The organism is Rhodococcus sp. 2H158 (assembly GCF_053764755.1).
Window position 1 is genome coordinate 44,660 of the sequence record NZ_JBSNCE010000031.1, and the last position, 23,458, is coordinate 68,117.

Consider the following 23,458-nt stretch of genomic DNA (forward strand, 5'->3'; position numbering starts at 1 on the left):
GTGATGGCCGAACGCGCCGAGGCCGCGCCGCGCCTCACCGGCCGGATCCTCCTGACCGTTCTCGGTCCCGCGATCGCCTACGCGATCGCGGCCGTCGACCCGCTGATGCTGACCCTCAACCTGTCCACCGTGGGCCGCGGTCTCGACGTTCCCGCCGACCGGATCGGGATGCTCGCCGCCGCTTCCACCCTCATGGTGGCCGCATCCGTCCTCGCTGTCGGCACTCTCGGCGACCGGTTCGGGCTCGCACGCATGCTCGTGTGGGCCCTCGTCGCCAACATCGCCGTCGGGTTGCTGTCGTCGCTGGCGCCGAACTATCCGGTGCTGCTGCTGATGCGCTTCCTGGACGGCCTGGCGCTGACCGCGCTGCTGGGACTGTCGCTGGCGCTCGTCACCGCCTCCCTCCCGGCCGAACTGCGGTCGACGGCTCTCGGCATCCTCATGGCCGTCGACACGGTCCTGTACGGCATCACGCCGGCGGTCGGCGGGTGGGTCGTGGAGACGTTCGGCTGGCGATCGCTGTTCCTCGTCACCCCGCCGCTCGCGCTGATCGCGCTGACGCTGATCGTCCGGTTCGTCGACGAACCACCGCGCCGGGCCGCGGGCGGAGTCGACGTCCTCGGTGTGAGTCTGTTCGGGGTGGCTCTGCTCGGCCTGGTGGCGGGGATCGGAGCGGTGCCCGACGGACTCACCGAACCGCGCGCCTGGGTGCCCCTGAGCGTCAGCGTCGCCGCCGCCGCGACGTTCGTGTGGCACGAACGCAGGACGCCGGAGCCGGCCCTGAACCTGTCGCTGTTCGGGCGCCGTGCCTTCTTCCTCGCGGTGCTCGCGGTCCTGACCGTGAACCTGCTCGCGGCCGGTCTGGGAACAGTGCTCGGCCAGCTCGGCGACTACGTGCTGGGCATGTCCTCACAGGCCGTCGGACTGTTGTACCTTCCCGGCACGCTCGTGATCGCCGCGGCGAGCGTGCTGGCCGGCCGGATGATCGCCGCGCACACCGCGCGCCCGGTGCTGGTGACCGGACTGTTGATCATCGTGCTGAGCGGCCTCGTGACGGCGGCGACGGTCGCCCCGACGATGGCGGTCGCGGCGCTCGTCGTGGCGACGTGGACCAGCAATCTGGGCGGATTCGTGGCCGGAACCGCGACCGCCGACACGATCCTCTCGCAGGCCGAGACCGGCAACACCGGGTCGGTCGCCGCCGTCCAGCCGGCGTTCGGAATGATGGGCTACGCCCTCGGCCCGACCGTCTACATCCTGCTGCTCGACGCGTTCTACCGGCGAGAAGTGCTCGAGGACGCCGCAACTCGCGGCATCTCGGCCCAGGAGGCGGAGCAGGCCGAGCACGCCGTCACGATGACGATGTCCCACAGCGGCGGCCCCACCGGGTACGACCCCAACCTGGTGCAGCTCGCCCACGGGCTGACCCTCGGCGTCGACTTCACCGAGGGCGTCGCGACCACCATGCTGATCGTCTCGGCGCTGCCGCTCGTCGTCGCGGTGCTGGTCTTCTTCCTCATGCCGCGACGACCCGACGGCGCCGGCGCGCGCACGCCGTGACGGCCGATCCGCCACTGCCGTGCGCGGATTCGTGCACCCGGTTCCGGGGGCCGGTGCTCCTCGCGGGCCGGCGCGAGGGCTGCGGTGTGCCTCCGGAACGGGTTCAGTGCACCAGCTTCAGCCCGATCACGCCCCCGACGATCATGCCCAGGAACACGATTTTCGACGCCGACACCGCCTCCTCGCCCGTGGCCATCGCGAACGCCACGGTGAGCACCGCACCGATCCCCACCCACACCGCGTAGGACGTCCCCACCGGCAGCCGGCGCATGGCATACGCCAGTCCCGCCATGCTCACGACCAACGCCGCGACGAACACCACCGACGGGCCGAGCCGGCTGAGTCCCCTGGACCGATCCAACGCGGTGGCCCACACCGCCTCCAGCACCCCGGACACCACCAGAACCAACCACGACATCACGGCCTCCGACGGGCCGTCTTGTCGCACACCGGGTACGGCGCCCCTCGTCCGGGAGCCCGGTCATGCAGGCTCGCTTCCACGGTCCCACACCCCGTGGCGGGGAACAAATTCACCCTCTGCGTGGCGGGAAAGAGGGACGCGCTCGCCCGTGGTGTCCATTCCGCGGGGCCGCAGGGAACCGGGCCGCCGCCCGCTGCGTCCAAGAGGTGGAAGGACGATCCGTTTCCACGGAGGGGAGCAGGCCGAATGGACGCAGGCACCGGCAGCGGCAACCACGAGGTGGTACGCGCCCGGCCCGAGACGATCGCGGCGTTCGGACACACCGCCGCGGCCCTGGGCGAGCGGCTGCATGACGCCGCCGCCGACGCACGCGCGGCCGATCCGGCACCGCTCGGGACGGTGTTCGGTCCGGTCGGCGCCGAGTTCCTCGCCGCGTTCGCGGCCACCCACCGCGCCCACGGAGCGGAACTGACCCGTCTCGGTGACACCTTCGACGCCATGGGCTCGGTCGCAGGTGCTACGGCGGCCGCCTACGAACGCGTCGTCGCCGCCCAGTCGGCACAGCTGAACGCCGCCGGGGCCCCGCGGTGACCGCGGCGCCGGGGGCGGATCTGCTCACCGCTCCCCTGGCCGAGCTGTTGTCGGCGTTCGGCTCCGGAGCCGTCGGCACCGACCCGGCCGCCGTGCTGCGGTCGTGCGCCGAACTGGTCGACGGCGTGCACTCGGTGGGCCGGGCCGCGCTGGGCGAACTCGCGTGGGACTGGGCGGGGGCCGCGGCGGAGACGGCCGTGCGCAGCGGCGAGCGGGTGCTCGCCGACCTCGTCGCCGCCGCCGACCGCGGGACGGCCATCGCCGACGTCGCGGCGGACGCGACCACGACCGTCCTGACCGGTGCAGCCGAGATCGCGCGGCTGATCGAATCGTTCACGGCGCTGGCCGAGCGCTCCGCTCCCCTGGCGGCGCTACCGCAGGGGCAGATGATGTTGCTGGTCGCGGCGATCGAGCACATCGCGGCCGGGCTCGACGTCCTGGCCCGGGTCACCTCGTCACTCGCCGAGCAGACGACCAGGATGGCGGAGCTGATGCCCTCGGAGCCCGCACCGGCAGCACCGACGGCCGGCGATCCGGCCGCCGCACAGGCCGGCGAGCTGCGGGCCTTCGGCGGCTACGGCGCCGAGGTGCGACTGCCCGACGGCAGCGTTGTCGTGGCACCCAATCAGGCGGCGGCCGAGGCGGTGCGTCACGCGCTCTCCCAGCAGGGCACGCCCTACGTATGGGGCGGCACCGCACCGGGGCAGGGCCTCGACTGCAGCGGCCTGACCCAGTGGGCGTACGGGCAGGCAGGGGTGCAGATTCCGCGCCTTGCGCAGGAGCAGGACGTCGGCACTCCCGTCGATGCGAGCGGGGTGCAGCCCGGCGACCTCGCGGTGTGGGACGGGCACGTCGCGATGATCGTCGGTAACGGCCTCATGGTCGAGGCCGGCGACCCGGTGCAGCTGTCGCCGATCCGGACCACGAACAGCGGGATGGGGTTCCAGGGCTTCTTCCGTCCCACCGGTTAGGCCGGAAACCTACGGGCCCCACCGGCCAGGCCGGGAACCGACGGGCCCCACCGGCTAGGCCGGGAACCGACGGGCGCGGCGTCGCGTCCAACCCGGTATGGACACCGCGGAGACGACCATCACGACGGCGACCGCCCGGAATCGGTCCGGCACCGTCTCGGTGCGCACCACCGAACAGGGCCTGCCCGTCGACCTGCACATCGATCAGAGCGAACTACGTTACGGGGCAGCACAACTGGCCGAACAGATCGTGTCGCTGTGCCGTCGCGCCACACTCGAGGCCGCCGCGCTGCACCGAGAGGAGCTGGCGGGCAGAGGAATGCCGGAGGGACTGCTGAACCGGCTGGGCCTGCCCACCCACGACGACGTGCAGCGCGCACGCCGCGACGACGCGCGGACGGCCGGCTCTCCGTCGGCGACCGGGTGGTGAGCGCGATGTCGGCGAGCGATCAGCGGATCACGGAGATCGTGGACGGTGTGCGCACGCGGCTCGGGGCCCTGCAGGACTGCGTGGCCGCACTCGGCGTGGTGTCGGGCGCCGCGACGAGCCCGGACGGCCTCGTGCGGGCCGAGGTGGACGGCAACGGCGCCCTGACCCGACTGTGGCTCGACGAGGCGCTGGGCGGGCTCCACGCGCGCGACGTGGCGGCATCGATCCTGGCCACGGCGCACGAGGCGGCACGGGCCGCCGCCGCCGAACGAGCCCGTCTGCTCGGGGAACTCCGCGGTGCGCTCGGGTGACGGTCGTCTCATCGGCGCCCAGCTATGTCTTCGGCCGGGACATGGCTAGGCTTGGCGACCATGGCTGGAGACATCGTCCCGATCGAGCTCGGTCTCACCGACGGCGACGTCGTGACCCTCTGGGCGCCGCGGTGGCGCGAGGGCGACGACGAATGGGAGGCGTTCCTCGGCCACGGTGACGATCTGTACGCGTTCGGTGCGGTGGCCGAGCTCGTCGCGTTCGTCCGCTCCGGCGCCGACAACGACCTCGTCGAGCATCCGGCCTGGCCGGTGGTCGCGAAACTCTCCGCGGAGGAGTTCGAGCCGGACGAGAGCCATTCGTACGACCTGATCGGTGTGCCGGAACTGGTGGCGGACGACGCGGACCCGGAGTCCGTCGCCGAACTGCAGAACACGTTCGACATCGTCTCCGTCCTCGGCGACGTGTGCGAGCTCGAGTCGGTGACGAAGTTCTTCGAGCGGGCGGAGATCGAGGCGCTGCTGAGCCACGGTGTCGCGGCGTTCGAGGGCCGCGAGGGCGGGGAGCTGTGGAACCGGGTCGGCTCCGCCGTCGCCGAGGACTGGGACGGGGTGATCGACGCGCTCGATGCCGTCGTGAAGTCCCCCGAGGTCGACGCCGGGCTCGTCGCCGAGGCCGAGGCGGAACTCGTCGCGGCCGAGGAGAACATCGTCGAGGCCGAGGACGCCGCCGAGGAGGCGGAGGACGAGGAATACGAGTTCGTCGACGGGGACGAGAACGAGGACACGAGCTTCTGGACGGCGGTCGGAATCGACCCGGTCAAGATCATCGCCTCCGACGGCACGTGGTTCACCCTGCGCTGCTACCTCGACGACGATGCGCTGTTCCTCGGCCGCGACGGGACGATCCTCGTGTTCCCCACGGAGCGGGCGCTGGCGCGCTACCTGGCCGACCACCACGACCACGATCTGGCGGCGCTCAGCACCTACGACGACATCCGGCACGCGGCGACGGACGGTTCCCTCGAGGTCGAGGTGACGGACGAGAACGTGTACGTGCTGCCCGGGATCGCGGACGACATCGAGCACGGTACGGAGGCGGTGGACGCCGACCAGCTGGATCTGGCGGTCGAACTGTTCACCGACGCCGCGAACTACGCCGAGGACGACAGCACCGACGCCGCGCTGGCCGGGTCGACGGAGCTGGGCTGGTTCATCAACTACGTGCTCGAGCCGGATCCGACGCGGCTCGCGCCCAGCGCGCCGTTCACCGCGGAGGCCGAGGCGTGGCGGGCTCTCGAGCGGGAGTTCGAGACCCGGCTGCACAAGCACTGATCGTTCGGCGGAGCACCCTCCCGAGCACCGGCGGGGCGAACAGCGTCCCGGGCGGATCCACCATTGCCGCGACGCGGAAGAATGCGCGGACCACCTCGGGATCCTGCGCGGCAGCGGCGTGGACGAGCGGCAGGTAACGGTTGGCCAGGCGCACTTTCGCGCTGCGCCGGCCCTCGACCTGCGGCCAGGCGAGGTCGCCGCCGGTCGCCATGTCCCAGGGCACGTCGACGACCTTCGCCATATCCCGGAACCATCGATGCGGGTCCGGCTCCCGGCCGCCCGTGAGGTGTTCGGCGAGCAGCCCGGCTTCGAACGCCGCGACGCTCATTCCCTGCGCGTAGATCGGGTTGAAACTGCATGCAGCGTCGCCGGTCACCAGCAGTCCCTCCGGCAGCCGCCGGCACCGTTCGTAGCGCTGCCGCCGACTCGCCGGAAAGTGATACGACCGGGGCGCGTCGAGCGGCTCGGCGTCCCGGATCGCGTCGTACACGTCCGGGCGGGGCAGGGACCGCAGGAAGTCCACCCAGCCGTCCGGCGAGGACGGGGGCCGGTGTCCGAGCATGCCCACCGCCGTCACGAGGCAGCGACCGTTCTCGATCGTCTGGATGGCGGCACCGCGCGGGTACGGCGGCGACGGCGCGAGCAGAATCCCCAGTTCGCTGCCCATGAGTGCCGGATCGGAGGCGTAGGTGCGCGTGACGTACGTGAGGTCGACGCGCACCTCCTCCCGCTCGGGAGGGTGGTATCCGAGCCGCTCGAGCCACGCCGGGGTTCGCGAACCACGGCCGGTGGCGTCGACGACGAGATCGGCGTCGACAACTTCCTCGACGCTGCCGTCCGCCCTGCGGAGCACGCGCACGCCGGTGACCTTTCGACCGTCCCGGCTCACGGTCAATCCCAGCGCGTCGCAACGGTCGACGATCCGCACTCCGGGAAGTGCGGCGACGCGGGACCGCACCCGATGCTCGAGATTCGGCCGGCTCGCGCTCACCGCCGTCAGGTCGCTCTCCGCCTGCCGGAGGCGGTGGCCACCCAGATACCAGCGCACGTCGCCGCACTGGTCCACCATCGGTGCACCGTCGCCGACGAGATCGGCGGTGAGCCCGGGCAGCAGTTCCTCCATCGCGCGCATCCCGCCGGCCACCAGCACATGGATGTGCCGACCCTGCGGTACGCAGCGCCGTGCCGCGGCACCGTCCGGCAGTCTGTCGTGATCGATCACCACCACGTCCGAGTACGCATCCGACAACACCCGCGCGGCAAGCAGACCGGCCGTTCCCGCACCGAGAACCACGGCGCGATCACCGATACGTGTCACCATTTCCGGCACCTCCTCGTTCGAGTGCGAGAAGCATGCGTCCGGAATCTGCTCGGTCACCAGTCCGTTCGGTGCTCGGTTGTGCTCACTGCCGGCGGCCGTACACCTCCTGGTCCCACAGCCACGACACGATCCGCTCCACCCCTGCGGCCAGATGCCTCCGATAGGTGCTGAACGGCAGCCCGAGCGCTGCCGCGGCCGACTCCTGGGTCGCCGCCGGCCGCAGATACGTCCGGTCGACGGCCCGCAGCAGTTTGTCGTCGCGGGGATGGTCGGCGAGGGTGGCGACCGCGTCGCGCAGCACCTGCTCGAGCAGCGCGACGTCGGGTTCACCGGAGCCGGCCCGGTCGTGGAGCAACCGGGTGCGCAGCAGGGGATTGCGGGCGAGCAGAGCGTGCTGCCGCAGGTCGTGCAGGCCCTGCTTGACCGACTGCGCGAACTCGGGTTGGGAGAGTACGAGCAGCACGGGTGCGCTGGGCAAGGACGGTGACGGACCGCGGGCCAGCCCCCGTTCCGTCACCCGTTCGAGCCAGGCGCCGACCGGGACGCGCCGGAAATCGTGGGCGAACAGGCCGAATCGGCGGGGACCGACGACGAAGTCGCCGCCGTCGACCCGCGGGAGGTCGGCGACGGCGAAGTAGTCGTCCCACCGGTCCGGCTCGGCCAGGGCGAGCGCGTCGTAGGCGAGGCCCCGGCTGGTGAGGTACCGCTGCATCGTGAGGATCGGGACTGCGTTGAGCGTCGGTGAGGGATCCTGGTACGTCTCCCGGTCCACGACGAATCGGGTCTGGGTGACGACGTCGCCCTCGCGCACCGGCGTGCATCGCCGCGCGGCCCGCCATGCCGCCGCGGCACCCGGGTCGCGATCCCGGTCCTCTTCGGAGGCGCGGGTGAGGTCCAGCAGCCCGATCACTCCGCGGACGGTCCCGTCCAGGCAGCGCAGAACGAAGAAGCCGTCCGGTTGCCGGTCGAGCCACCACTGCGCGAGACGGGCGGACTCCTCTCCCTCCGCGGTCCGGATCAGCTCGACGACCGCCGCATGCTCGGCGGCGGTGGCCTGTTCCGGATAGTGCCGGCCCCAGCTCTCCCACTGCACCGGCGAGAGCACGCCGGCGAGGTTGCGGAACACGAACTTGAGGTCGAAGATCGCCTGCTGTTGCCGCCGTCCGGTCGCCGAGTCGAGGGTTCGGTGGATGTGCCGCCATACCCGGCGGAAGACGTCGGCATAGCTGTCGGCGTCCCGCCACCACAGGTCGGCGTCGATGACGTCGCGAGCCAGGTCGTGGGGATGGAGGCCGTCGGCCCCGGTCTCGACGAACGAGAGGCCCCGGAGCCACCGGAACGCGTCGTGGGCGCAGTCGTCGCCGGTGCCCAGCGCGTCCCGCAGGAGCGATTCGGTGGTCACGCGGGCGAGTGCGCACACCTCCAGGGCCCGACGATGCACGGTGCCCGGTTCCTCGTCGACGAACCGGCGCAGCAGCGTCCCCACGAGGTCGGGAGTCAGCGGATCTGCGTCGGCACGTCCGCCGCGGAGCACCGCGTCGGCGAGCAACGACAGCGCCAGCGGATGGCCGTGTGCCACGCGGCAGAGGCGTTCGTGCAGGTCGTCCCGGACCCCGACGGCGCGCAGGTAGTCGACGCTCTCCCGGGGTGCGAGATTGCGCAACGACACCACCCGCAGCAGGTCGCCCCATGCGAGGTCCGAGCGCCACCGCGGCGACGGCGGACTCCGCCCCGCGATCACGGTCACCGCGCTGCCCGGCAACCGCGGCAACAGATCCCGGCGGATCCAGCCGTCGATCGGTGCGAGTGCCTCGTACGTGTCGATCACCATCACCAGCCGTTGCCCGGAGGCGGTGACGATTCGATTCGCGTCCACGTGGAGGTGCTCCGCCAACGAGGCGAGCACGGCGGCCGGGGCGGGAACGAGGTCCCGCCCGTCGAGACGCACGAGGACCGAACCGGCCCTCACGGCGAGATCGGCCACCTCGTCGAGCAGGCTCGTCTTACCGATCCCTCCGGGGCCGTACAGGTACAGCACCGAGAACGGGGATCGGGGCGAGTCGAGGGCGGCACGGACCAGTTCGAGCTCGGCCGAACGACCGACGAACCGGTGCCGCCGGCGCGCGGCGAGCACGTCGCCGAGAGTTGCCGAGGGCGGGACGTGATCCCTCATGCCTCGACCCTACGAGCCGAGGTCCGCCGCGGGTACTGTTCGCCGCGGGTACTGTCAGCCGATCAGGACGGCGTAGCCGGGCTTGATCACGTCGTCGATGAGCTCGAGCCGCTGGTCGAACGGCAGGAACGCGGACTTCATCGCGTTGATCGTGAACCGCTCGAGGTCGGACCACCCGTACCCGAACGTTTCGACCAGCCGCATCATCTCCTTGCTCATCGTCGTGTCGCTCATCAGGCGGTTGTCGGTGTTGACGGTGACCCGGAACCGCAGGCGCGCCAGCAGGTCGAACGGATGCCGCTCGAGGGTGTCGACGGCGCCGGTCTGCACGTTCGAACTCGGGCACAGCTCGAGCGGTATCCGCTTGTCGCGCACGTAGTTCGCCAGCAGGCCGAGGGTGGCGGTGCCGTCCGCGGCGACGGTGATGTCGTCGACGATGCGCACGCCGTGGCCGAGGCGGTCGGTGCCGCAGAACGCGATGGCCTCGTGGATGGACGGCAGCCCGAAGGCCTCCCCCGCGTGGATCGTGAAGTGCGCGTTGGCGGCGCGCATGTACTCGAAGGCGTCGAGGTGCCGGCTCGGTGGGTAGCCGGCCTCGGCGCCGGCGATGTCGAACCCGACGACGCCGCGGTCGCGGAACCGCACCGCGAGTTCGGCGATCTCACGGGACCGGGCCGCGTGCCGCATCGCGGTGAGCAGCAGCCGCACCCGGATCGGCTGGGCGCCGGAGGCCTCCACCGCGGACTCCCCCGACCGGAACCCCTCGAGCACGTGCTCGACCACGGAGTCCAGGTCCAGCCCCCGCTCGAGATGCTGTTCGGGGGCGAAGCGGACCTCGGCGTAGACGACGCCGTCGGCGGCGAGGTCGAGCACGCATTCGCGGGCGACCCGCTCGAGGCCGTCCGGGGTCTGCATGACGGCCACGGTATGCGCGAACGTCTCGAGGTACCGCTCGAGCGAGCCGCTGTCGGCCGAGTCCCGGAACCAGCGCGCCAGCTCGGGTTCCGTGCCGGCCGGCAGCCGGTAGCCGCAGGCATCGGCCAGCTCGAGTACGGTTCCCGGCCGCAGACCGCCGTCGAGGTGGTCGTGCAGAAGCACTTTCGGCGCGGTCCGCAGCGCGGATTCGGTCAGTGTCGTCGTCGCCGGCTCCGTCATGCCCCGACGGTAGTCGGCTAGGCGGTGATCCGCTCGACGACGAGCGGCCGTGTCGCCGGCGCGGAGTCGGAGATGCGCACGCCCTCACCGAGCGTCGCCATCGCGGCGGGGAACTTCGCCGGGGTGTCGGTGTGCAGGGTGGCGATCACGTCCCCGGCGCGGACCCGCTCCCCCGGCTTGACGTGCAGCTCGATCCCCGCCGCGGCCTGCACGGGTTCGCCCTGCCGTTCGCGGCCGGCGCCGAGCCGCCACGCGGCCACACCCACCGCCATCGCGTCGAGTTCGGCGAGCACGCCGTCGCCGGGCGCGCGCAGCACCTCGGTGTGCCGGGCGACCGGCAGCGGCGCGTCGGGGTCGCCGCCCTGCGCGGCGATCATCGCGCGCCACCGGTCCATGGCGGTGCCGTCGCGCAACTTGTCCGCGGGGTCGACGTCGTCCCGGCCGACGGCGGCGAGCATCTCGCGGGCGAGGGCGAGGGTCAGCTCGACCACGTCGGGCGGGCCGTCGCCGGCGAGTACCTCGACGGCCTCCCGCACCTCGAGGGCATTGCCCGCGGTCCGGCCGAGCGGGACGTCCATCCGGGTGAGGAGCGCGACGGTGTGCAGCCCTTCGTCCTCGCCCAGCTCGACCATGGTGCGGGCGAGTTCCCGGGCGTCGCCGAGGTCCTTCATGAAGGCCCCGGAGCCGACCTTGACGTCGAGGACGAGGGCGCCGGTGCCCTCGGCGATCTTCTTGCTCATGATCGAGCTGGCGATCAGGGGGATGGACTCGACGGTGCCGGTGACGTCGCGCAGGGCGTAGAGCCGTCGGTCGGCCGGGGCGAGGTCGGCGCCGGCCGCGCAGACGACGGCGCCGACCGCCGGGTCGGCGAGGATCTCGGCGATCTCGGCGATGCTCAGCTCGGCGCGCCAGCCCGGGATCGATTCGAGCTTGTCGAGGGTGCCGCCGGTGTGGCCGAGTCCGCGGCCGGAGAGCTGCGGCACGGCGACGCCGCAGGCGGCGACGAGCGGGGCCAGCGGAAGGGTGATCTTGTCGCCCACACCGCCGGTGGAGTGTTTGTCGACGGTGGGCAGGCCCAGGCCGGTGAAGTCCAGCCGCCGGCCCGAGTCGATCATGGCGGTGGTCCAGCGGGCCGTCTCGGCGCGCGTCATGCCCCGGAAGTAGACGGCCATCGCGAGGGCGGCCATCTGCTCGTCGGCGACGACACCACGCGTGAACGCCTCGATGATCCAGTCGATCTCGGCTCCGCTGAGCTCCTTGCCGTCCCGTTTGCGGGTGATGATGGACAGGGCGTCAAGCACGGTCGGCACCTCCCGCCTCGCGCACCGCGTCCAGGTCACCGGGGCCGAACGCGTCGGGCAGCAGCTCGGAGATGGGGCGCGGACCGCGGCGCGTGTCGACCTCGAGCTCGGGGCCGCCGTGTTCGAGGAGGATCTGCCGGCAGCGTCCGCACGGGCTCAGGACGGCCCCGCGGGCATCGCAGACGGCGACGGCCCGCAACCGCCCTCCACCACCGGAAATCAAGTTACCGACCAGTACGCATTCGGCGCACAGACCCACTCCGTGTGAGACATTTTCCACATTGCATCCGACGACGATCCGTCCGTCGTCCACCAGTGCCGCGGCCCCCACGGGGAATCGGGAGTAGGGCGCGTATGCGCGGCCCATCACCTCATGTGCTTTGGCGCGCAAGGTTTTCCAGTCTACGTCCGGCATGGTTCCCCATCCTGTCACGGTGGCCGATTCCACGGCTCACCGGCCCGGCAGGGCCAGATCACAGTTGGAAAGGCAAACCTAAGTTGTCATTTGGAGGCCGTACGAACCGCCACTCGAATTAGTTCCCGACTTTCGGATAGGACTAAAGTCGGTCCAAGTCGGTTCAGGTTCACGTCGAGCCCGTGCTGCGGAATCCCCCAGAGGCTGGAGAGGCTCGACGCGTCCACCATTGACGTTGGAGGCACAGCACTCGATGAGCAGCACGACTGAAGCCGCTCCCGCACCGGGGCGCACACGGTCGCTTTACCGGGGAGACCCGGGCATGTGGTCCTGGGTTCTGCACCGGATCACAGGCGTGGCGACATTCTTCTTCCTTTTCGTCCACGTCCTGGACACGGCACTCGTCCGGGTTAATCCCGAGACCTACGACAGTGTCATCGAGACCTACAAGAATCCCGTCGTCGGTCTCATGGAGCTGGGGTTGGTGGCGATGGTGCTCTACCACGCCCTCAACGGCCTGCGCGTGATGCTCGTGGATTTCTGGTCCAAGGGCCCGCAGTACCAGCGGGTGATGCTCTGGACGGTCCTGGCGATCTGGTTCGTGGTGATGATCCCGGCCGCCGGTCGCATCTTCTACAACATGTTTGCGGGGCACTGAGATGACTGAAGCCAAGACTCTCGGCACGGCGTACGACCGCCCGGCCAGCCTCGACAATCCGCGCTCCCCGCGCCGCGCCGCGAAGAACAACTTCGAGCTCTACGCCTGGTTGTTCATGCGCCTGTCCGGCCTCGCGCTGATCATCCTGGTGCTCGGCCACCTGTTCATCATGCTGATGCTGGACGAGGGCGTGCACCGCATCAACTTCGCGTTCGTCGCCGGCCGCTGGTCCAGCCCGTTCTGGCAGTTCTGGGACCTGACGATGCTCTGGCTCGCCCAGCTGCACGGCGGCAACGGCCTGCGCACGGTCATCGCGGACTACTCCCGCAAGGACTCGACCCGATTCTGGCTCAACACGATCCTGGTCGTGTCGATGATCCTGATCATGGGCCTGGGCACCTATGTGATCTTCACCTTCGACCCCAACATCGTTGCGAGCTAGGGGAGCTACGACTTCATGCAGGAACATCGTTATGACGTGGTCATCGTCGGTGCCGGCGGCGCCGGCATGCGTGCGGCCATCGAGGCCGGCCCCCGCGCCCGCACCGCAGTTCTGACCAAGCTCTACCCCACCCGCAGCCACACCGGCGCCGCCCAGGGCGGCATGTGCGCCGCCCTCGCGAACGTCGAGGAGGACAACTGGGAGTGGCACACCTTCGACACCGTCAAGGGTGGCGACTACCTGGTCGACCAGGACGCGGCGGAGATCATGGCCAAGGAGGCCATCGATGCGGTGCTGGACCTCGAGAAGATGGGTCTTCCGTTCAACCGCACCCCCGAGGGCAAGATCGACCAGCGCCGGTTCGGTGGCCACACCCGTGATCACGGCAAGGCCCCGGTGCGTCGCGCCTGCTACGCGGCCGACCGCACCGGCCACATGATCCTGCAGACGCTCTACCAGAACTGCGTCAAGCACGACGTGGAGTTCTTCAACGAGTTCTACGCGCTCGACATCGCGCTGACGGAGACCCCCGAGGGCCCCGTCGCGACCGGCGTCATCGCGTACGAACTCGCCACCGGCGAGATCCACATCTTCCATGCCAAGTCGATCGTGTTCGCCACCGGCGGCTCGGGCCGCATGTACAAGACGACGTCCAACGCGCACACCCTCACCGGTGACGGCATGGGCATCATCTTCCGCAAGGGCCTGCCGCTCGAGGACATGGAGTTCCACCAGTTCCATCCGACGGGACTCGCGGGCCTGGGCATCCTGATCTCCGAGGCCGTGCGCGGCGAGGGCGGCATCCTCCGCAACGCCGACGGCGAGCGCTTCATGGAGCGCTACGCCCCCACCATCAAGGACCTCGCGCCCCGCGACATCGTCGCCCGCTCGATGGTGCTCGAGGTGCTCGAGGGCCGCGGCGCCGGCCCGAACAAGGACTACGTCTACATCGACGTGACCCACCTCGGTGAGGACGTCCTCGAGGAAAAGCTCCCGGACATCACCGAGTTCGCCCGCACCTACCTCGGCGTCGACCCCGTCACCGAGCTCGTGCCGGTGTACCCGACCTGCCACTACGTGATGGGCGGCATCCCCACCAAGATCAACGGTGAGGTGCTGCGCAACAACGAGGACGAGGTCCCGGGCCTGTACGCCGCCGGCGAGTGCGCCTGCGTCTCCGTCCACGGCGCCAACCGCCTCGGCACCAACTCGCTGCTCGACATCAACGTGTTCGGCCGCCGCGCCGGCATCGCCGCCGCCGAGTACGCGAACACCCACGACCACGTGGACCTGCCGGAGGACCCGGCTCGCAACGTCGTGGAGTGGCTCGAGCGGATCCTGGGTGCCGGCGGCAAGGAGCGCGTGGCGGACATCCGCAGCGAGCTGCAGCAGTCCATGGACAACAACGCCTCGGTGTTCCGCACCGAGGAGACGCTCAGCAAGGCGCTCAAGGACATCCACGCCCTGAAGGAGCGGTACAAGAACATCACCGTTCAGGACAAGGGCAAGCGCTACAACAGCGACCTGCTCGAGGCCGTCGAGCTGGGCTTCCTGCTCGAAATGGCCGAGGTCACCGTCGCCGGTGCGCTCAACCGGAAGGAGTCGCGCGGCGGCCACGCCCGCGAGGACTTCCCGACGCGCGACGACGAGAACTTCCTCAAGCACACCATGGCCTACAAGGAGGGGACGGAGCTGATCTCCCCCATCCGCCTGGACTACAAGCCGGTGGTGCAGACCCGCTACGAGCCGATGGAGCGGAAGTACTGATGACAACCCTCGAGAAGAACGAAGCCGACGTCTCGAACCTGCCTCCCGTGCCCGAGGGTGCCACCATGGTCACCCTCAAGATCGCGCGGTTCAACCCCGAGGACGGCAAGGGTCAGCACTGGGACAGCTTCCAGGTTCCGGCGCTGCCGTCGGACCGCATGCTCAACCTGCTGCTGTACGTGAAGGGCTACCTCGACGGCACCCTCACGTTCCGCCGCAGCTGCGCGCACGGCGTGTGCGGCTCGGACGCCATGCGGATCAACGGCGTCAACCGCCTGGCCTGCAAGATCCTGATGAAGGACATGCTGCCCAAGGACGGCAAGCCGGTGACCATCACCGTCGAGCCGATCCGCGGCCTGCCGGTCGAGAAGGACCTCGTCGTCGACATGGAACCCTTCTTCGACGCGTTCCGCGCGGTGAAGCCGTTCCTCATGACCACCGGCAACGAGCCGACCCGCGAGCGGATCCAGTCGCAGGCCGACCGGGCCCGCTTCGACGACACCACCAAGTGCATCCTGTGCGCGTGCTGCACCACCTCGTGCCCGGTGTACTGGAACGACGGCAGCTACTTCGGCCCCGCCGCGATCGTCAACGCGCACCGGTTCATCTTCGACAGCCGTGACGAGGGCGCCGCCGAGCGCCTCGACATCCTCAACGACGTCGAGGGCGTGTGGCGCTGCCGCACCACCTTCAACTGCACCGACGCGTGCCCCCGTGGCATCCAGGTGACGAAGGCGATCCAGGAGGTCAAGCGCGCGCTGCTGTTCGCCCGCTGATCTGCCTCTGCTCCACGGTGAAGGTTCCCCTCACTCGGTTCTACCGGGTGACGGGAACCTTCACCCGTTTCAGGGAACCACCACGCCGCGGCCGCGGATGCTGCCCTCGCGCAGCCGCCGGTACGCCGCCGGCCCCTCGTCGAGGGTGAACGTCTCGGTGTGGATGTCCAGCCGGCCGGCGCGGGCCAGCGCGACGACCTCCATCAGTTCCGACCGTGTGCCCCAGTACGGGGTCACGACGGAGGCGCCGAACGGGATCATGAAGAACCCGACCTTGGCGTGTGCGCCGGTGTGGATGCCGACGACCGAGATGTGCCCGTCGACCGCGACCACCTGCTGCGCCGTGTCGATCGTCGACTGGGCCCCGACGAAGTCGAACACCGCCGTCGCGCCCTGACCGCCGGTCAGTTCCCGGATCGCGTGCGCCGCACCGGCGCCCGACTTCACCGCCGCGTCCGCGCCGACCTCACGGGCGAGGGCGAGGCGGTCGTCGTCGAGATCCACGGCGATCACGCGGGCCGCGCTGACGGCACGCAGGATCTGGATGCCGACGTGGCCGAGCCCGCCGACACCGATGACGACGGCCGTCGAGCCCGGCCCCAGCAGCGGCAGGACCCGGGAGATCGCGTGGTACGGCGTCAGACCGGCGTCGGTGAGCGGCACCGCGGCGACCGGGTCGAGGTCTCCGATCGGGACGAGGTGGCGCGCCGAATCGACGATCATGTACTCGGCCATCGACCCGGGCGAGCCGAGACCGGGTGGCGTGATGCCCAGGTCGGCGGCGCGGGTGCAGTAGTTCTCCCGGCCGCGCGCGCAGGCGTGGCACGCACCGCAGCCCCACGGCCCGTATACGGCGACGGCGTCCCCCACCCCGAATCCCGTGACGCCGTCGCCGAGTTCGGCGACGGTGCCGACACCCTCGTGGCCGAGGGTGAGCGGCAGGCCGTAGGCGTACTGCTCCGCCGGCATGTCCATCACGAAGATGTCCGAGTGGCACAGCCCGGCCGCGGTGACCTTCAGCAGGATCTCGCCCGGCCCGGGCGTCGGGGTGGGGATGTCGACAACGACCGGCTCGGAGCCGATCTCGGTGTACTGGACGGCTTTCATGCGCCCGACTCTACGGCCGGGGGTGCGTGCCCGCCCGGTACCGCAGCGAATCTTCCGCTGCGCGACGCCGGCCGTTCCGGCCCCGGACGTCAGGCGATACGGACGAGCATCTTGCCGACGTTGCGCCCGCGCATGAGGTCGAGGAAGGCATCGACCGAGTTGTCGATCCCGTCGACGATCGTCTCGTCGAACACCACGTCGCCGGCGGCGAGCCACGGCCCCATCTTCGCCGCGAATTCGGGGAAGAGGTGGGTGTAGTGGCCGAGGGTGAAGCCCCGCAGGGTCAGGCCGCGGGTGATGATGTTGGCCATGTTGTCCGGCCCGGGCGTGCGCTCGGTGTTGTTGTACAGGGCGATCGCGCCGCACAGGGCGGCCCGGCCACCGTCGCGCAGGACGTCGAGCGCGGCTTCGAGGTGGTCGCCACCGACGTTGTCGAAGTACACGTCGATGCCGTCGGGTGCCGCACTGCGGAGCTGGCGCCGCACGGGCGCCGACTTGTAGTCGAACGCGTCGTCGTAGCCGTAGCGCTCGGTGAGCATCGCGACCTTGTCCGCGGATCCGGCGGAGCCGAGCACGCGGGTCGCGCCCTCGAGCCGGGCGATCTGTCCGACGGCGGTGCCCACGGCGCCTGCGGCCCCGGAGACGAAGACGGTGTCACCCGGCTGCATGCGGGCGATGTGCATCAGGCCGACGTAGGCGGTCAGCCCCGTCAGGCCGAGGATGCCGAGGTAGGCGGAGCTCGGGACGCCCGGAAGCTCGTCCACCACGCGGAAGGCCGCGGCGTCGCCCTGCGCGACGTCGCGCCAGCCGAGGTCGTGCAGCACGACCGAGTCGACCGGGTGGGCCGGCGACGTCGACTCCACGACGCGGCCGACCGCGCCGCCGGTCATGGTCTCCCCCAGCGCGAACGGCGGGATGTAGGACTTGACGTCGTTCATCCGCCCCCGCATGTAGGGATCGACCGAGACGAACTCGTTGACGACGCGGACCTGGTTGGGTCCGAGGTCGGGCAGATCGACCGTCACGGTGCGGAAATCGTCGTGTGCCGGCCAGCCGACGGGGCGTCGGACCAGCTGGATCTGGGTACTCGAGGTCACAGGGCGTGAACCTTCCTCACGTGCCGAGCCGCCGGGAGCTGTCCCCCGGGCGGCTCCGGAGTATTGAACTGACCGTTCCAATATATACTGGAACGGTCTTTGCACAACGGAGAACGGAAGGGCGCATGGGACGGCCACCGGAGTTCGACACCGCCGACGTCGTGGAACGGGCACGGGATCTGTTCTGGGACAAAGGCTTCGAGGCCACCTCCGTCCCCGAGCTCGAGCGAGCGACGGGGCTGAACCGGTCGAGCCTCTACAACGCCTTCACCAGCAAGCGCGGATTGTTCGACGCCGCCGTCCGCGACTACCTCGACCGCGTGGTGCGACCCCGGCTGCGCGTCCTCACCGACGAGCCCACCGCGACCGATGCGGCGGCACGCTACTTCCGGGCGCTGGCCCGCACCGTGGCCGCCCTGCCGGACGACTCGCCGCGCCGCGGCTGCCTGCTGCTGAACAGCACCGCCGGCCTTGCGGCCCACGACGAGACGCAACGCGCGGTCGTCACCGCCTACCGCGCCGAACTGACCACCGCGTTCACGCACGCGCTGCGCGCCCTCGACCCCGCCACCGACGACGAGGCGCTGGCCCGCCGGGTGCGGGTGCTGGCGTCGCTGTCGCTGAGCACGCTGCTGCTCGCCCGCGTCGACCGCGACGAGGCGGTCGCTACCGCCGAAGCCGCGATCGCACAGCTCGACGAATGGCGCGCAAGCGCTCGCTGAGCAGGACCCCGCCGAGCGCCCCGGCACCGACGAGCACCAGACCGCCGCGCAGGCCGGGCCCCTCGTGCACCTCCACCCGCGGCGTGATCCGAGCCAGCTCCGGGGGCGGCACGTGGGCCATGACCAGATTCTCTTTCGACGATGCCGCCCACGCCGTGGCGAACAACACCATCCGGGCGGTCAGATTCGCGAACACCAGCACGCCGAGGATCGGGCCGAACGCCACCCCGGCGGGGCCGCTGGTGACCCGGGAGAGGTAGATCGAGCCGACCTGCTTGAACACCTCGAACGCCACGGCGGCGAGCAGGCCGGCCCGCATCGCGCTGCGGAAGGTGACGGGCTCCCGGGGCAGCCGGGCGATCACCCAGGTGAACAGCAACCACGTCGCGCACACGGCGATGGCGATCGTCGTCACCGTCAGCGCCACCCCGATGCCGGGCACGTTCTCGAGCCGCAGCACACCGACGAAGAGGTCCATGACGGGGCCGCTGCTCGCGGCCGACAGGGCCAGCGACGCCACGATGGCGAGGCCCAGGCCGAGGAGGGTCAGCGCGTCGTTGACCTTGGTGCGCACGAACCCGTCCTTGACATGCGGATGGTCCCACATCGCCGTGAGCGCGTCCCGCAGGTTGGTGATCCAGCCGATCCCCGCATACGCGGCGGTGAGCAGGCCCACGGTTCCGACGGCGCTGCGGGAGGCGATCGCGGAGTCCACCAGGCCCTGCACCGTCGCACCGAGTTCGCCGGGGATGTTCTGGGCGATCGCGGTCTGCAGCTGTTCGAGGGTCTCGGGCCGGCCCGCGAGCACGAAACCGGCCACCGAGAACGACAGCATCAGGATGGGAATCAGGGACAGCACACTGAAATACGTGATTCCCGCCGCATAGTAGTCGCCCTTCTGCTCCTGGTACCGCAGGCCGGCCCGCACCAGGTGGTCGAGCGACGGATGCGCCGCTCGTTGCCGCTCGACGAATCCCGGTTTCGACGGTTCGGTGGAATCGTCGGCCATCGGTGGGCAACTCCTTCCGCGTTCCGCCGCCCCGGGCTGTGTGCGGGGCACGTCCCCGGTTACTTGCGGGGCACGTCCCCGGCTACTTGCGGGGCAGGAATCCCACCTTGTCATAGACCTGCCCGAGTGTCCGCGAAGCCACCTCGCGGGCCTGGTCGGCGCCGGTCGACAGGATGCGCAGCAGTTCCGCCTCGTCGGCGAGGTACTCGTCGACCTTCGCCTGCAGCGGCACGACGAACTCGGTGAGCACCTCCGCGGTGTCGGCCTTGAGGTCGCCGTACCCCTTGCCCGCGTAGCCGGCGACGAGTTCGTCGACCGGCCGGCCGGACAGGGCGGCCTGGATGGTGAGCAGGTTGCTCACGCCGGGCTTGTTCTCGGGGTCGAAGCGGATCTCGCGCTCGTTGTCCGTCACCGCCGACTTGATCTTCTTCGCCGACACCTTCGGATCGTCGAGCAGGTTGATCAGGCCGGCCGGGGTGGCCGCGGACTTACTCATCTTCGCAGTGGGGTTCTGCAGGTCGTAGATCTTGGCGGTGCCCTTGATGATCTGCGGCTCGGGAACGACGAACGTCTTGCCGAACCGGGTGTTGAACCGCTGCGCGAGATCGCGGGTCAGCTCGAGGTGCTGGCGCTGGTCCTCCCCCACCGGCACGCGCTGCGGGCGGTACAGCAGGATATCCGCCGCCATCAGCACCGGGTAGGTGAACAGGCCGACGCTGGCGTGCTCGGCACCCTCCCTGGCGGACTTGTCCTTGAACTGCGTCATCCGGCCGGCCTCGCCGAAACCGGTGATGCAGCTCAGAACCCACGCCAGCTCGGCGTGCTCGGGCACCTGGCTCTGCACGAACAGCACCGACCGGTCCGGGTCGATACCGACGGCGAGCAGCTGAGCGGCAGCGCGGAGGGTGCGCCGGCGCAGCCCCTTCGGATCCTGCGGCACGGTGATCGCGTGCAGATCCGGGATGAAGTAGTAGGCGTCGAACTCGTCCTGCAACGGAACCCACTGTTGCAGCGCGCCGAGGAAGTTCCCGAGGTGGAACGAGTCGGAGGTCGGCTGGATACCCGACAGCACCCGGGGCCGGGCGGTCGGCGCGGTGGTGTTCTGTTCTGCAGTGCTCGCCATGGTTGTCGATACTTTCACGTGCGCGGAGAGCCGCTCGCGGGAGGTCGGTTCCCGCCGGCTCCGATCGGCGGGTCCGCGCGGATCAGCGGAACTGCACGGTGACCGGGGCGTGGTCCGACCACCGCTCGGCATAGGTGGCGGCACGCTCGACGCGGGCCTCCTTCGCCCGCTCGGCCAGTTCCGCCGTCACGAGGTGGTAGTCGATCCGCCAGCCGGCGTCGGTGTCGAACGCCTTGCCCCGGTAGGACCACCACGAGTACGGGCCGTCGACGTCCGGGTGCAGGGCGCGCACCACGTCGACCCAGCGGCCGTCGGCGAGCAGCGTGTCGAGCCACGCGCGCTCGCTCGGCAGGAATCCGGACTTCTTGACGTTGCCCTTCCAGTTCTTGATGTCGCGCTCGGTGTGGGCGATGTTCCAGTCCCCGCACACCACCATGTGCCGGGCCGCGGCCCCGGCCTCGGCGGCGCGGTGGTTCAGGTGCGTGGCGAACGACGCCATGAACCGCTCCTTCTCCTCCTGCTTCGGGGTGCCGGCCTCGCCGGTGGGCAGGTACAGGCTGCCGACGGTCACGTCCCCGAAGTCGGCCTCGACGTACCGGCCGGAGGCCGCGAACTCGTCCTCGTCGAACCCGATGCGCGAGGCGTCGGCCGGGCGCCGCGACAGGATCGCGACCCCGGCACGGCCCTTGGCCTCCGATTCGGCGGACACCACGTACCACCCGGCGTCGAGGGCGGGCGCGATCGCCGCGTGGAACTGCTGCTCGGTGGCGCGCACCTCCTGCAGGCACACGATGTCGGCCTGCGCGGTGGCCAGCCATGCGAGCAGGCCCTTGCCGGCGGCGGCACGGACGCCGTTGACGTTGACGGTGGTGATGACGTGAGGCACGACGGTCACGGTAGCCGACGGGCCGGACCCGAAACGACGACGGGACGCCCCGGTGGGGGGCGTCCCGTCGTGTGCGGTCCGTGCGTCAGGCGCGGGCCTTCTGGAGGTTCTCGTCGAGCGCGGCGAGGAACTCCTCGGTGGTCAGCCATGCCTGCTCGGGGCCGATGAGCAGGGCGAGGTCCTTGGTCATCTGTCCCGCTTCGACGGTCTTGATGACGACGTCCTCGAGCTGCTGCGCGAAGTCGATGACCTCGGGGGTGTTGTCGAGCTTGCCGCGGTGCTCGAGGCCACGGGTCCAGGCGAAGATCGACGCGATCGGGTTGGTCGACGTCGGCTTGCCCGCCTGATGCTGCCGGAAGTGCCGGGTGACGGTACCGTGCGCGGCCTCGGCCTCGACGGTCCTGCCGTCCGGGGTCATGAGCACGGAGGTCATCAGGCCCAGCGAACCGTAGCCCTGCGCGACGGTGTCGGACTGGACGTCGCCGTCGTAGTTCTTGCAGGCCCAGACGTAGCCACCCTCCCACTTGAGCGAGGAGGCGACCATGTCGTCGATGAGGCGGTGCTCGTAGGTCAGGCCCGCGGCGTCGAACTCGGCCTTGAACTCTTCCTCGAAGATCCGCTGGAACTCGTCCTTGAACATGCCGTCGTAGGCCTTGAGGATCGTGTTCTTGGTCGAGAGGTAGACCGGGTAGTTCTGCTGCAGACCATAGGACAGCGAGGCCCGCGCGAAGTCCTGGATGGACTTCTTGTAGTTGTACATCCCCATGACGACGCCGCCGTCTTCGGGGATATGGCACACCTCATGCTGGATCGGCTCGGAGCCGTCGTCGGGCGTGAAGGTGATGGTGACGGTGCCCGGGCGGTCGACCTTGAAGTCGGTGGCGCGGTACTGGTCACCGAACGCGTGACGGCCGACGATGACCGGCTTGGTCCAGCCGGGCACCAGGCGGGGCACGTTGGAGATGATGATCGGGGCACGGAAGATGGTGCCGCCCAGGATGTTACGGATCGTGCCGTTGGGCGAGCGCCACATCTTCTTCAGGCCGAACTCCTCGACCCGGGCCTCGTCGGGAGTGATGGTGGCGCACTTGACGCCGACGCCGTGCTTCTTGATGGCGTTGGCTGCGTCGATGGTGACCTGGTCGTCGGTCGCATCGCGGTGCTCGATGCCGAGGTCGTAGTACTCGAGATTCACATCCAGGTAGGGATGAATCAGCTTGTCTTTGATGAACTGCCAGATGATGCGGGTCATCTCGTCGCCGTCGAGTTCGACGACCGTTCCTTCAACCTTGATCTTGGACATGTGCGCTTCGCGTCCTCCTAGGAAGTGTCCCTGGTCCCAAGTCGATCGCACTTTGTGGGTGCGATCGTGGTCGGCTCAATGAACCATTTATGGCGTGCTCACACGTGCGGAACACGATCCAAACAAGACGAGCGTACTGCTATCGACCCGGTCCGCCAAGCGGGCCCCGGGCTACCGGCGGGTAACTTTCGCCTGCTCAGGCGCCTCCCACCGGCAGGTATGGGTCGCCTACCGAAGCATCCGTTCGAGCCGCTAGACTCGCGCCAGGTCATGAGTACCAGCGTGAAGCCCCGGCTTGCTGGTCGGCAACCCTCCGGCCAGGGTGGGGTGCTCCGGGTGATGACCCGGTCGTCCGGCGACACGCCGCACGACAAGCCGGTCCGATGGAGGTATTCGTCATGAGGGTTGTGATCATGAGCTGTCGCCCCTAGCCGCCCCGACCTCCCGACCACGGCCAGAAGGACATCATGACCGACAGCGAGAACACCCGGCGCGAAGACGGCTGGAGCTTCGAGACGAAGCAGATCCACGTGGGCCAGCCCGGCGGCGGCGACACCCGCGCCCGCGCCCTGCCGATCTACCAGACCACCAGCTACACCTTCGACAGCACCGACCACGCCGCCGCC

The 23,458-nt window shown here is 70.0% G+C and carries 23 protein-coding genes, 1 pseudogene and 2 riboswitches; of the genes and pseudogenes, 12 read left to right on the forward strand and 12 right to left on the reverse strand.

The window, feature by feature from the left end; translation table 11 throughout:
* The first annotated feature begins 3 nt into the window (after positions 1-3).
* Positions 4-1,560, forward strand: a complete 1,557-nt coding sequence (locus ACWPOB_RS24380; protein ID WP_455402389.1) for an MFS transporter — start codon at positions 4-6, stop codon at positions 1,558-1,560.
* A gap of 103 nt (positions 1,561-1,663) precedes the next feature.
* Here ACWPOB_RS24380 and ACWPOB_RS24385 read toward each other — a convergent pair whose 3' ends face one another.
* Positions 1,664-1,978, reverse strand: a complete 315-nt coding sequence (locus tag ACWPOB_RS24385) for a DMT family transporter (protein WP_100057291.1) — start codon at positions 1,976-1,978, stop codon at positions 1,664-1,666.
* A 10-nt stretch (positions 1,979-1,988) separates the two neighbouring features.
* A riboswitch (guanidine-III (ykkC-III) riboswitch) is annotated at positions 1,989-2,056 on the reverse strand.
* A 171-nt stretch (positions 2,057-2,227) separates the two neighbouring features.
* Between ACWPOB_RS24385 and ACWPOB_RS24390 the strand changes: the two genes are divergently transcribed.
* The 5 genes from ACWPOB_RS24390 to ACWPOB_RS24410 all read left to right on the forward strand — a co-directional run bounded on the left by ACWPOB_RS24390 (position 2,228) and on the right by ACWPOB_RS24410 (position 5,577).
* Positions 2,228-2,572: a hypothetical protein gene (locus ACWPOB_RS24390; protein WP_455402390.1), complete on the forward strand. Its 345-nt coding sequence runs from the start codon at positions 2,228-2,230 to the stop codon at positions 2,570-2,572.
* On the forward strand, positions 2,569-3,543 hold the full coding sequence (locus ACWPOB_RS24395) for a C40 family peptidase (protein ID WP_455402391.1): 975 nt from the start codon (positions 2,569-2,571) through the stop codon (positions 3,541-3,543). The genes ACWPOB_RS24390 and ACWPOB_RS24395 overlap by 4 nt, the downstream gene beginning before the upstream one ends.
* A 97-nt stretch (positions 3,544-3,640) precedes the next feature.
* Complete coding sequence (locus tag ACWPOB_RS24400) at positions 3,641-3,973, forward strand: hypothetical protein (RefSeq protein ID WP_050035492.1); 333 nt, start codon at positions 3,641-3,643, stop codon at positions 3,971-3,973.
* 5 nt (positions 3,974-3,978) lie between these two features.
* Entirely contained in the window at positions 3,979-4,284 is a 306-nt protein-coding gene (locus tag ACWPOB_RS24405) for a YbaB/EbfC family nucleoid-associated protein (protein WP_100057611.1), read from the forward strand.
* Positions 4,285-4,344: 60 nt separating this feature from the next.
* Entirely contained in the window at positions 4,345-5,577 is a 1,233-nt protein-coding gene (locus ACWPOB_RS24410; protein WP_100057608.1) for a primosomal protein, read from the forward strand.
* Here ACWPOB_RS24410 and ACWPOB_RS24415 read toward each other — a convergent pair.
* The 5 genes from ACWPOB_RS24415 to ACWPOB_RS24435 form a co-directional block, all read right to left on the reverse strand.
* Positions 5,510-6,898: an NAD(P)/FAD-dependent oxidoreductase gene (locus ACWPOB_RS24415; protein ID WP_455402392.1), complete on the reverse strand. Its 1,389-nt coding sequence runs from the start codon at positions 6,896-6,898 to the stop codon at positions 5,510-5,512. The genes ACWPOB_RS24410 and ACWPOB_RS24415 overlap by 68 nt on opposite strands.
* Positions 6,899-6,980: 82 nt before the next feature.
* The gene (locus tag ACWPOB_RS24420; RefSeq protein ID WP_455402393.1) at positions 6,981-9,071 is read right to left on the reverse strand and encodes an AAA family ATPase; all 2,091 of its coding nucleotides are present in this window, start codon (positions 9,069-9,071) and stop codon (positions 6,981-6,983) included.
* Between the two features lie 54 nt (positions 9,072-9,125).
* Positions 9,126-10,226, reverse strand: a complete 1,101-nt coding sequence (locus ACWPOB_RS24425; RefSeq protein WP_100057605.1) for an adenosine deaminase — start codon at positions 10,224-10,226, stop codon at positions 9,126-9,128.
* Positions 10,227-10,243: 17 nt separating this feature from the next.
* The gene (locus ACWPOB_RS24430) at positions 10,244-11,527 is read right to left on the reverse strand and encodes a thymidine phosphorylase (RefSeq protein WP_455402394.1); all 1,284 of its coding nucleotides are present in this window, start codon (positions 11,525-11,527) and stop codon (positions 10,244-10,246) included.
* Entirely contained in the window at positions 11,520-11,942 is a 423-nt protein-coding gene (locus tag ACWPOB_RS24435) for a cytidine deaminase (protein WP_044476117.1), read from the reverse strand. Before ACWPOB_RS24435 ends, ACWPOB_RS24430 begins: the two co-directional genes overlap by 8 nt.
* Before the next feature lie 253 nt (positions 11,943-12,195).
* On the opposite strand from ACWPOB_RS24435, the gene sdhC reads away from it, so the two are divergent.
* Genes sdhC through ACWPOB_RS24455 form a run of 4 tightly spaced genes read left to right on the forward strand, consistent with a single transcriptional unit; the run spans position 12,196 to position 15,585 of the window.
* The gene (gene sdhC / locus ACWPOB_RS24440) at positions 12,196-12,600 is read left to right on the forward strand and encodes a succinate dehydrogenase, cytochrome b556 subunit (protein WP_072786530.1); all 405 of its coding nucleotides are present in this window, start codon (positions 12,196-12,198) and stop codon (positions 12,598-12,600) included.
* Position 12,601: 1 nt separating this feature from the next.
* Positions 12,602-13,042, forward strand: a complete 441-nt coding sequence (locus ACWPOB_RS24445; protein WP_029544728.1) for a succinate dehydrogenase hydrophobic membrane anchor subunit — start codon at positions 12,602-12,604, stop codon at positions 13,040-13,042.
* Between the two features lie 15 nt (positions 13,043-13,057).
* The gene (gene sdhA / locus ACWPOB_RS24450; RefSeq protein ID WP_455402395.1) at positions 13,058-14,809 is read left to right on the forward strand and encodes a succinate dehydrogenase flavoprotein subunit; all 1,752 of its coding nucleotides are present in this window, start codon (positions 13,058-13,060) and stop codon (positions 14,807-14,809) included.
* Positions 14,809-15,585, forward strand: a complete 777-nt coding sequence (locus tag ACWPOB_RS24455) for a succinate dehydrogenase iron-sulfur subunit (RefSeq protein WP_100056852.1) — start codon at positions 14,809-14,811, stop codon at positions 15,583-15,585. The genes sdhA and ACWPOB_RS24455 overlap by 1 nt, the downstream gene beginning before the upstream one ends.
* Before the next feature lie 69 nt (positions 15,586-15,654).
* Here ACWPOB_RS24455 and ACWPOB_RS24460 read toward each other — a convergent pair whose 3' ends face one another.
* Together ACWPOB_RS24460 and ACWPOB_RS24465 are read right to left on the reverse strand one after the other, a co-directional pair.
* Positions 15,655-16,692 (reverse strand): NAD(P)-dependent alcohol dehydrogenase, encoded by a 1,038-nt coding sequence (locus ACWPOB_RS24460; protein ID WP_455402396.1) that lies wholly within the window; start codon positions 16,690-16,692, stop codon positions 15,655-15,657.
* 89 nt (positions 16,693-16,781) lie between these two features.
* Positions 16,782-17,789: an NADP-dependent oxidoreductase gene (locus ACWPOB_RS24465; RefSeq protein ID WP_455402397.1), complete on the reverse strand. Its 1,008-nt coding sequence runs from the start codon at positions 17,787-17,789 to the stop codon at positions 16,782-16,784.
* Positions 17,790-17,914: 125 nt separating this feature from the next.
* Between ACWPOB_RS24465 and ACWPOB_RS24470 the strand changes: the two genes are divergently transcribed.
* The gene (locus ACWPOB_RS24470; protein WP_100056850.1) at positions 17,915-18,511 is read left to right on the forward strand and encodes a TetR/AcrR family transcriptional regulator; all 597 of its coding nucleotides are present in this window, start codon (positions 17,915-17,917) and stop codon (positions 18,509-18,511) included.
* Here ACWPOB_RS24470 and yhjD read toward each other — a convergent pair.
* The 4 genes from yhjD to ACWPOB_RS24490 all read right to left on the reverse strand — a co-directional run bounded on the left by yhjD (position 18,456) and on the right by ACWPOB_RS24490 (position 22,832).
* Positions 18,456-19,520 (reverse strand): inner membrane protein YhjD, encoded by a 1,065-nt coding sequence (gene yhjD / locus ACWPOB_RS24475; RefSeq protein WP_455402398.1) that lies wholly within the window; start codon positions 19,518-19,520, stop codon positions 18,456-18,458. The genes ACWPOB_RS24470 and yhjD overlap by 56 nt on opposite strands.
* Before the next feature lie 82 nt (positions 19,521-19,602).
* Positions 19,603-20,643, reverse strand: a complete 1,041-nt coding sequence (gene trpS, locus ACWPOB_RS24480; RefSeq protein ID WP_100056848.1) for a tryptophan--tRNA ligase — start codon at positions 20,641-20,643, stop codon at positions 19,603-19,605.
* An 82-nt stretch (positions 20,644-20,725) separates the two neighbouring features.
* Positions 20,726-21,529 carry an exodeoxyribonuclease III gene (locus ACWPOB_RS24485; RefSeq protein WP_029544732.1) on the reverse strand — a complete coding sequence of 268 codons (804 nt, stop codon included), beginning with the start codon at positions 21,527-21,529 and terminating at the stop codon, positions 20,726-20,728.
* A gap of 85 nt (positions 21,530-21,614) precedes the next feature.
* Positions 21,615-22,832, reverse strand: coding sequence for an NADP-dependent isocitrate dehydrogenase (locus tag ACWPOB_RS24490; RefSeq protein ID WP_455402399.1), 1,218 nt, complete (start codon positions 22,830-22,832; stop codon positions 21,615-21,617).
* A 266-nt stretch (positions 22,833-23,098) separates the two neighbouring features.
* A riboswitch (SAM riboswitch) is annotated at positions 23,099-23,214 on the forward strand.
* Between the two features lie 85 nt (positions 23,215-23,299).
* On the opposite strand from ACWPOB_RS24490, the pseudogene ACWPOB_RS24495 reads away from it, so the two are divergent.
* Positions 23,300-23,458 (forward strand): annotated as a pseudogene (locus ACWPOB_RS24495) (PLP-dependent transferase); the annotation flags it as partial.

Bases quoted from the DNA above. Each gene is read 5' to 3' on its own strand.
- ACWPOB_RS24380 (WP_455402389.1), top strand. From the start codon at position 4: ATGGCCGAACGCGCCGAGGCCGCGCCGCGCCTCACCGGCCGGATCCTC.
- ACWPOB_RS24385 (WP_100057291.1), bottom strand. From the start codon at position 1,978: ATGTCGTGGTTGGTTCTGGTGGTGTCCGGGGTGCTGGAGGCGGTGTGG.
- ACWPOB_RS24390 (WP_455402390.1), top strand. From the start codon at position 2,228: ATGGACGCAGGCACCGGCAGCGGCAACCACGAGGTGGTACGCGCCCGG.
- ACWPOB_RS24400 (WP_050035492.1), top strand. From the start codon at position 3,641: ATGGACACCGCGGAGACGACCATCACGACGGCGACCGCCCGGAATCGG.
- ACWPOB_RS24405 (WP_100057611.1), top strand. From the start codon at position 3,979: ATGTCGGCGAGCGATCAGCGGATCACGGAGATCGTGGACGGTGTGCGC.
- ACWPOB_RS24410 (WP_100057608.1), top strand. From the start codon at position 4,345: ATGGCTGGAGACATCGTCCCGATCGAGCTCGGTCTCACCGACGGCGAC.
- ACWPOB_RS24415 (WP_455402392.1), bottom strand. From the start codon at position 6,898: ATGGTGACACGTATCGGTGATCGCGCCGTGGTTCTCGGTGCGGGAACG.
- ACWPOB_RS24420 (WP_455402393.1), bottom strand. From the start codon at position 9,071: ATGAGGGATCACGTCCCGCCCTCGGCAACTCTCGGCGACGTGCTCGCC.
- ACWPOB_RS24425 (WP_100057605.1), bottom strand. From the start codon at position 10,226: ATGACGGAGCCGGCGACGACGACACTGACCGAATCCGCGCTGCGGACC.
- ACWPOB_RS24435 (WP_044476117.1), bottom strand. From the start codon at position 11,942: ATGCCGGACGTAGACTGGAAAACCTTGCGCGCCAAAGCACATGAGGTG.
- sdhC (WP_072786530.1), top strand. From the start codon at position 12,196: ATGAGCAGCACGACTGAAGCCGCTCCCGCACCGGGGCGCACACGGTCG.
- ACWPOB_RS24445 (WP_029544728.1), top strand. From the start codon at position 12,602: ATGACTGAAGCCAAGACTCTCGGCACGGCGTACGACCGCCCGGCCAGC.
- sdhA (WP_455402395.1), top strand. From the start codon at position 13,058: ATGCAGGAACATCGTTATGACGTGGTCATCGTCGGTGCCGGCGGCGCC.
- ACWPOB_RS24455 (WP_100056852.1), top strand. From the start codon at position 14,809: ATGACAACCCTCGAGAAGAACGAAGCCGACGTCTCGAACCTGCCTCCC.
- ACWPOB_RS24460 (WP_455402396.1), bottom strand. From the start codon at position 16,692: ATGAAAGCCGTCCAGTACACCGAGATCGGCTCCGAGCCGGTCGTTGTC.
- ACWPOB_RS24470 (WP_100056850.1), top strand. From the start codon at position 17,915: ATGGGACGGCCACCGGAGTTCGACACCGCCGACGTCGTGGAACGGGCA.
- yhjD (WP_455402398.1), bottom strand. From the start codon at position 19,520: ATGGCCGACGATTCCACCGAACCGTCGAAACCGGGATTCGTCGAGCGG.
- trpS (WP_100056848.1), bottom strand. From the start codon at position 20,643: ATGGCGAGCACTGCAGAACAGAACACCACCGCGCCGACCGCCCGGCCC.
- ACWPOB_RS24490 (WP_455402399.1), bottom strand. From the start codon at position 22,832: ATGTCCAAGATCAAGGTTGAAGGAACGGTCGTCGAACTCGACGGCGAC.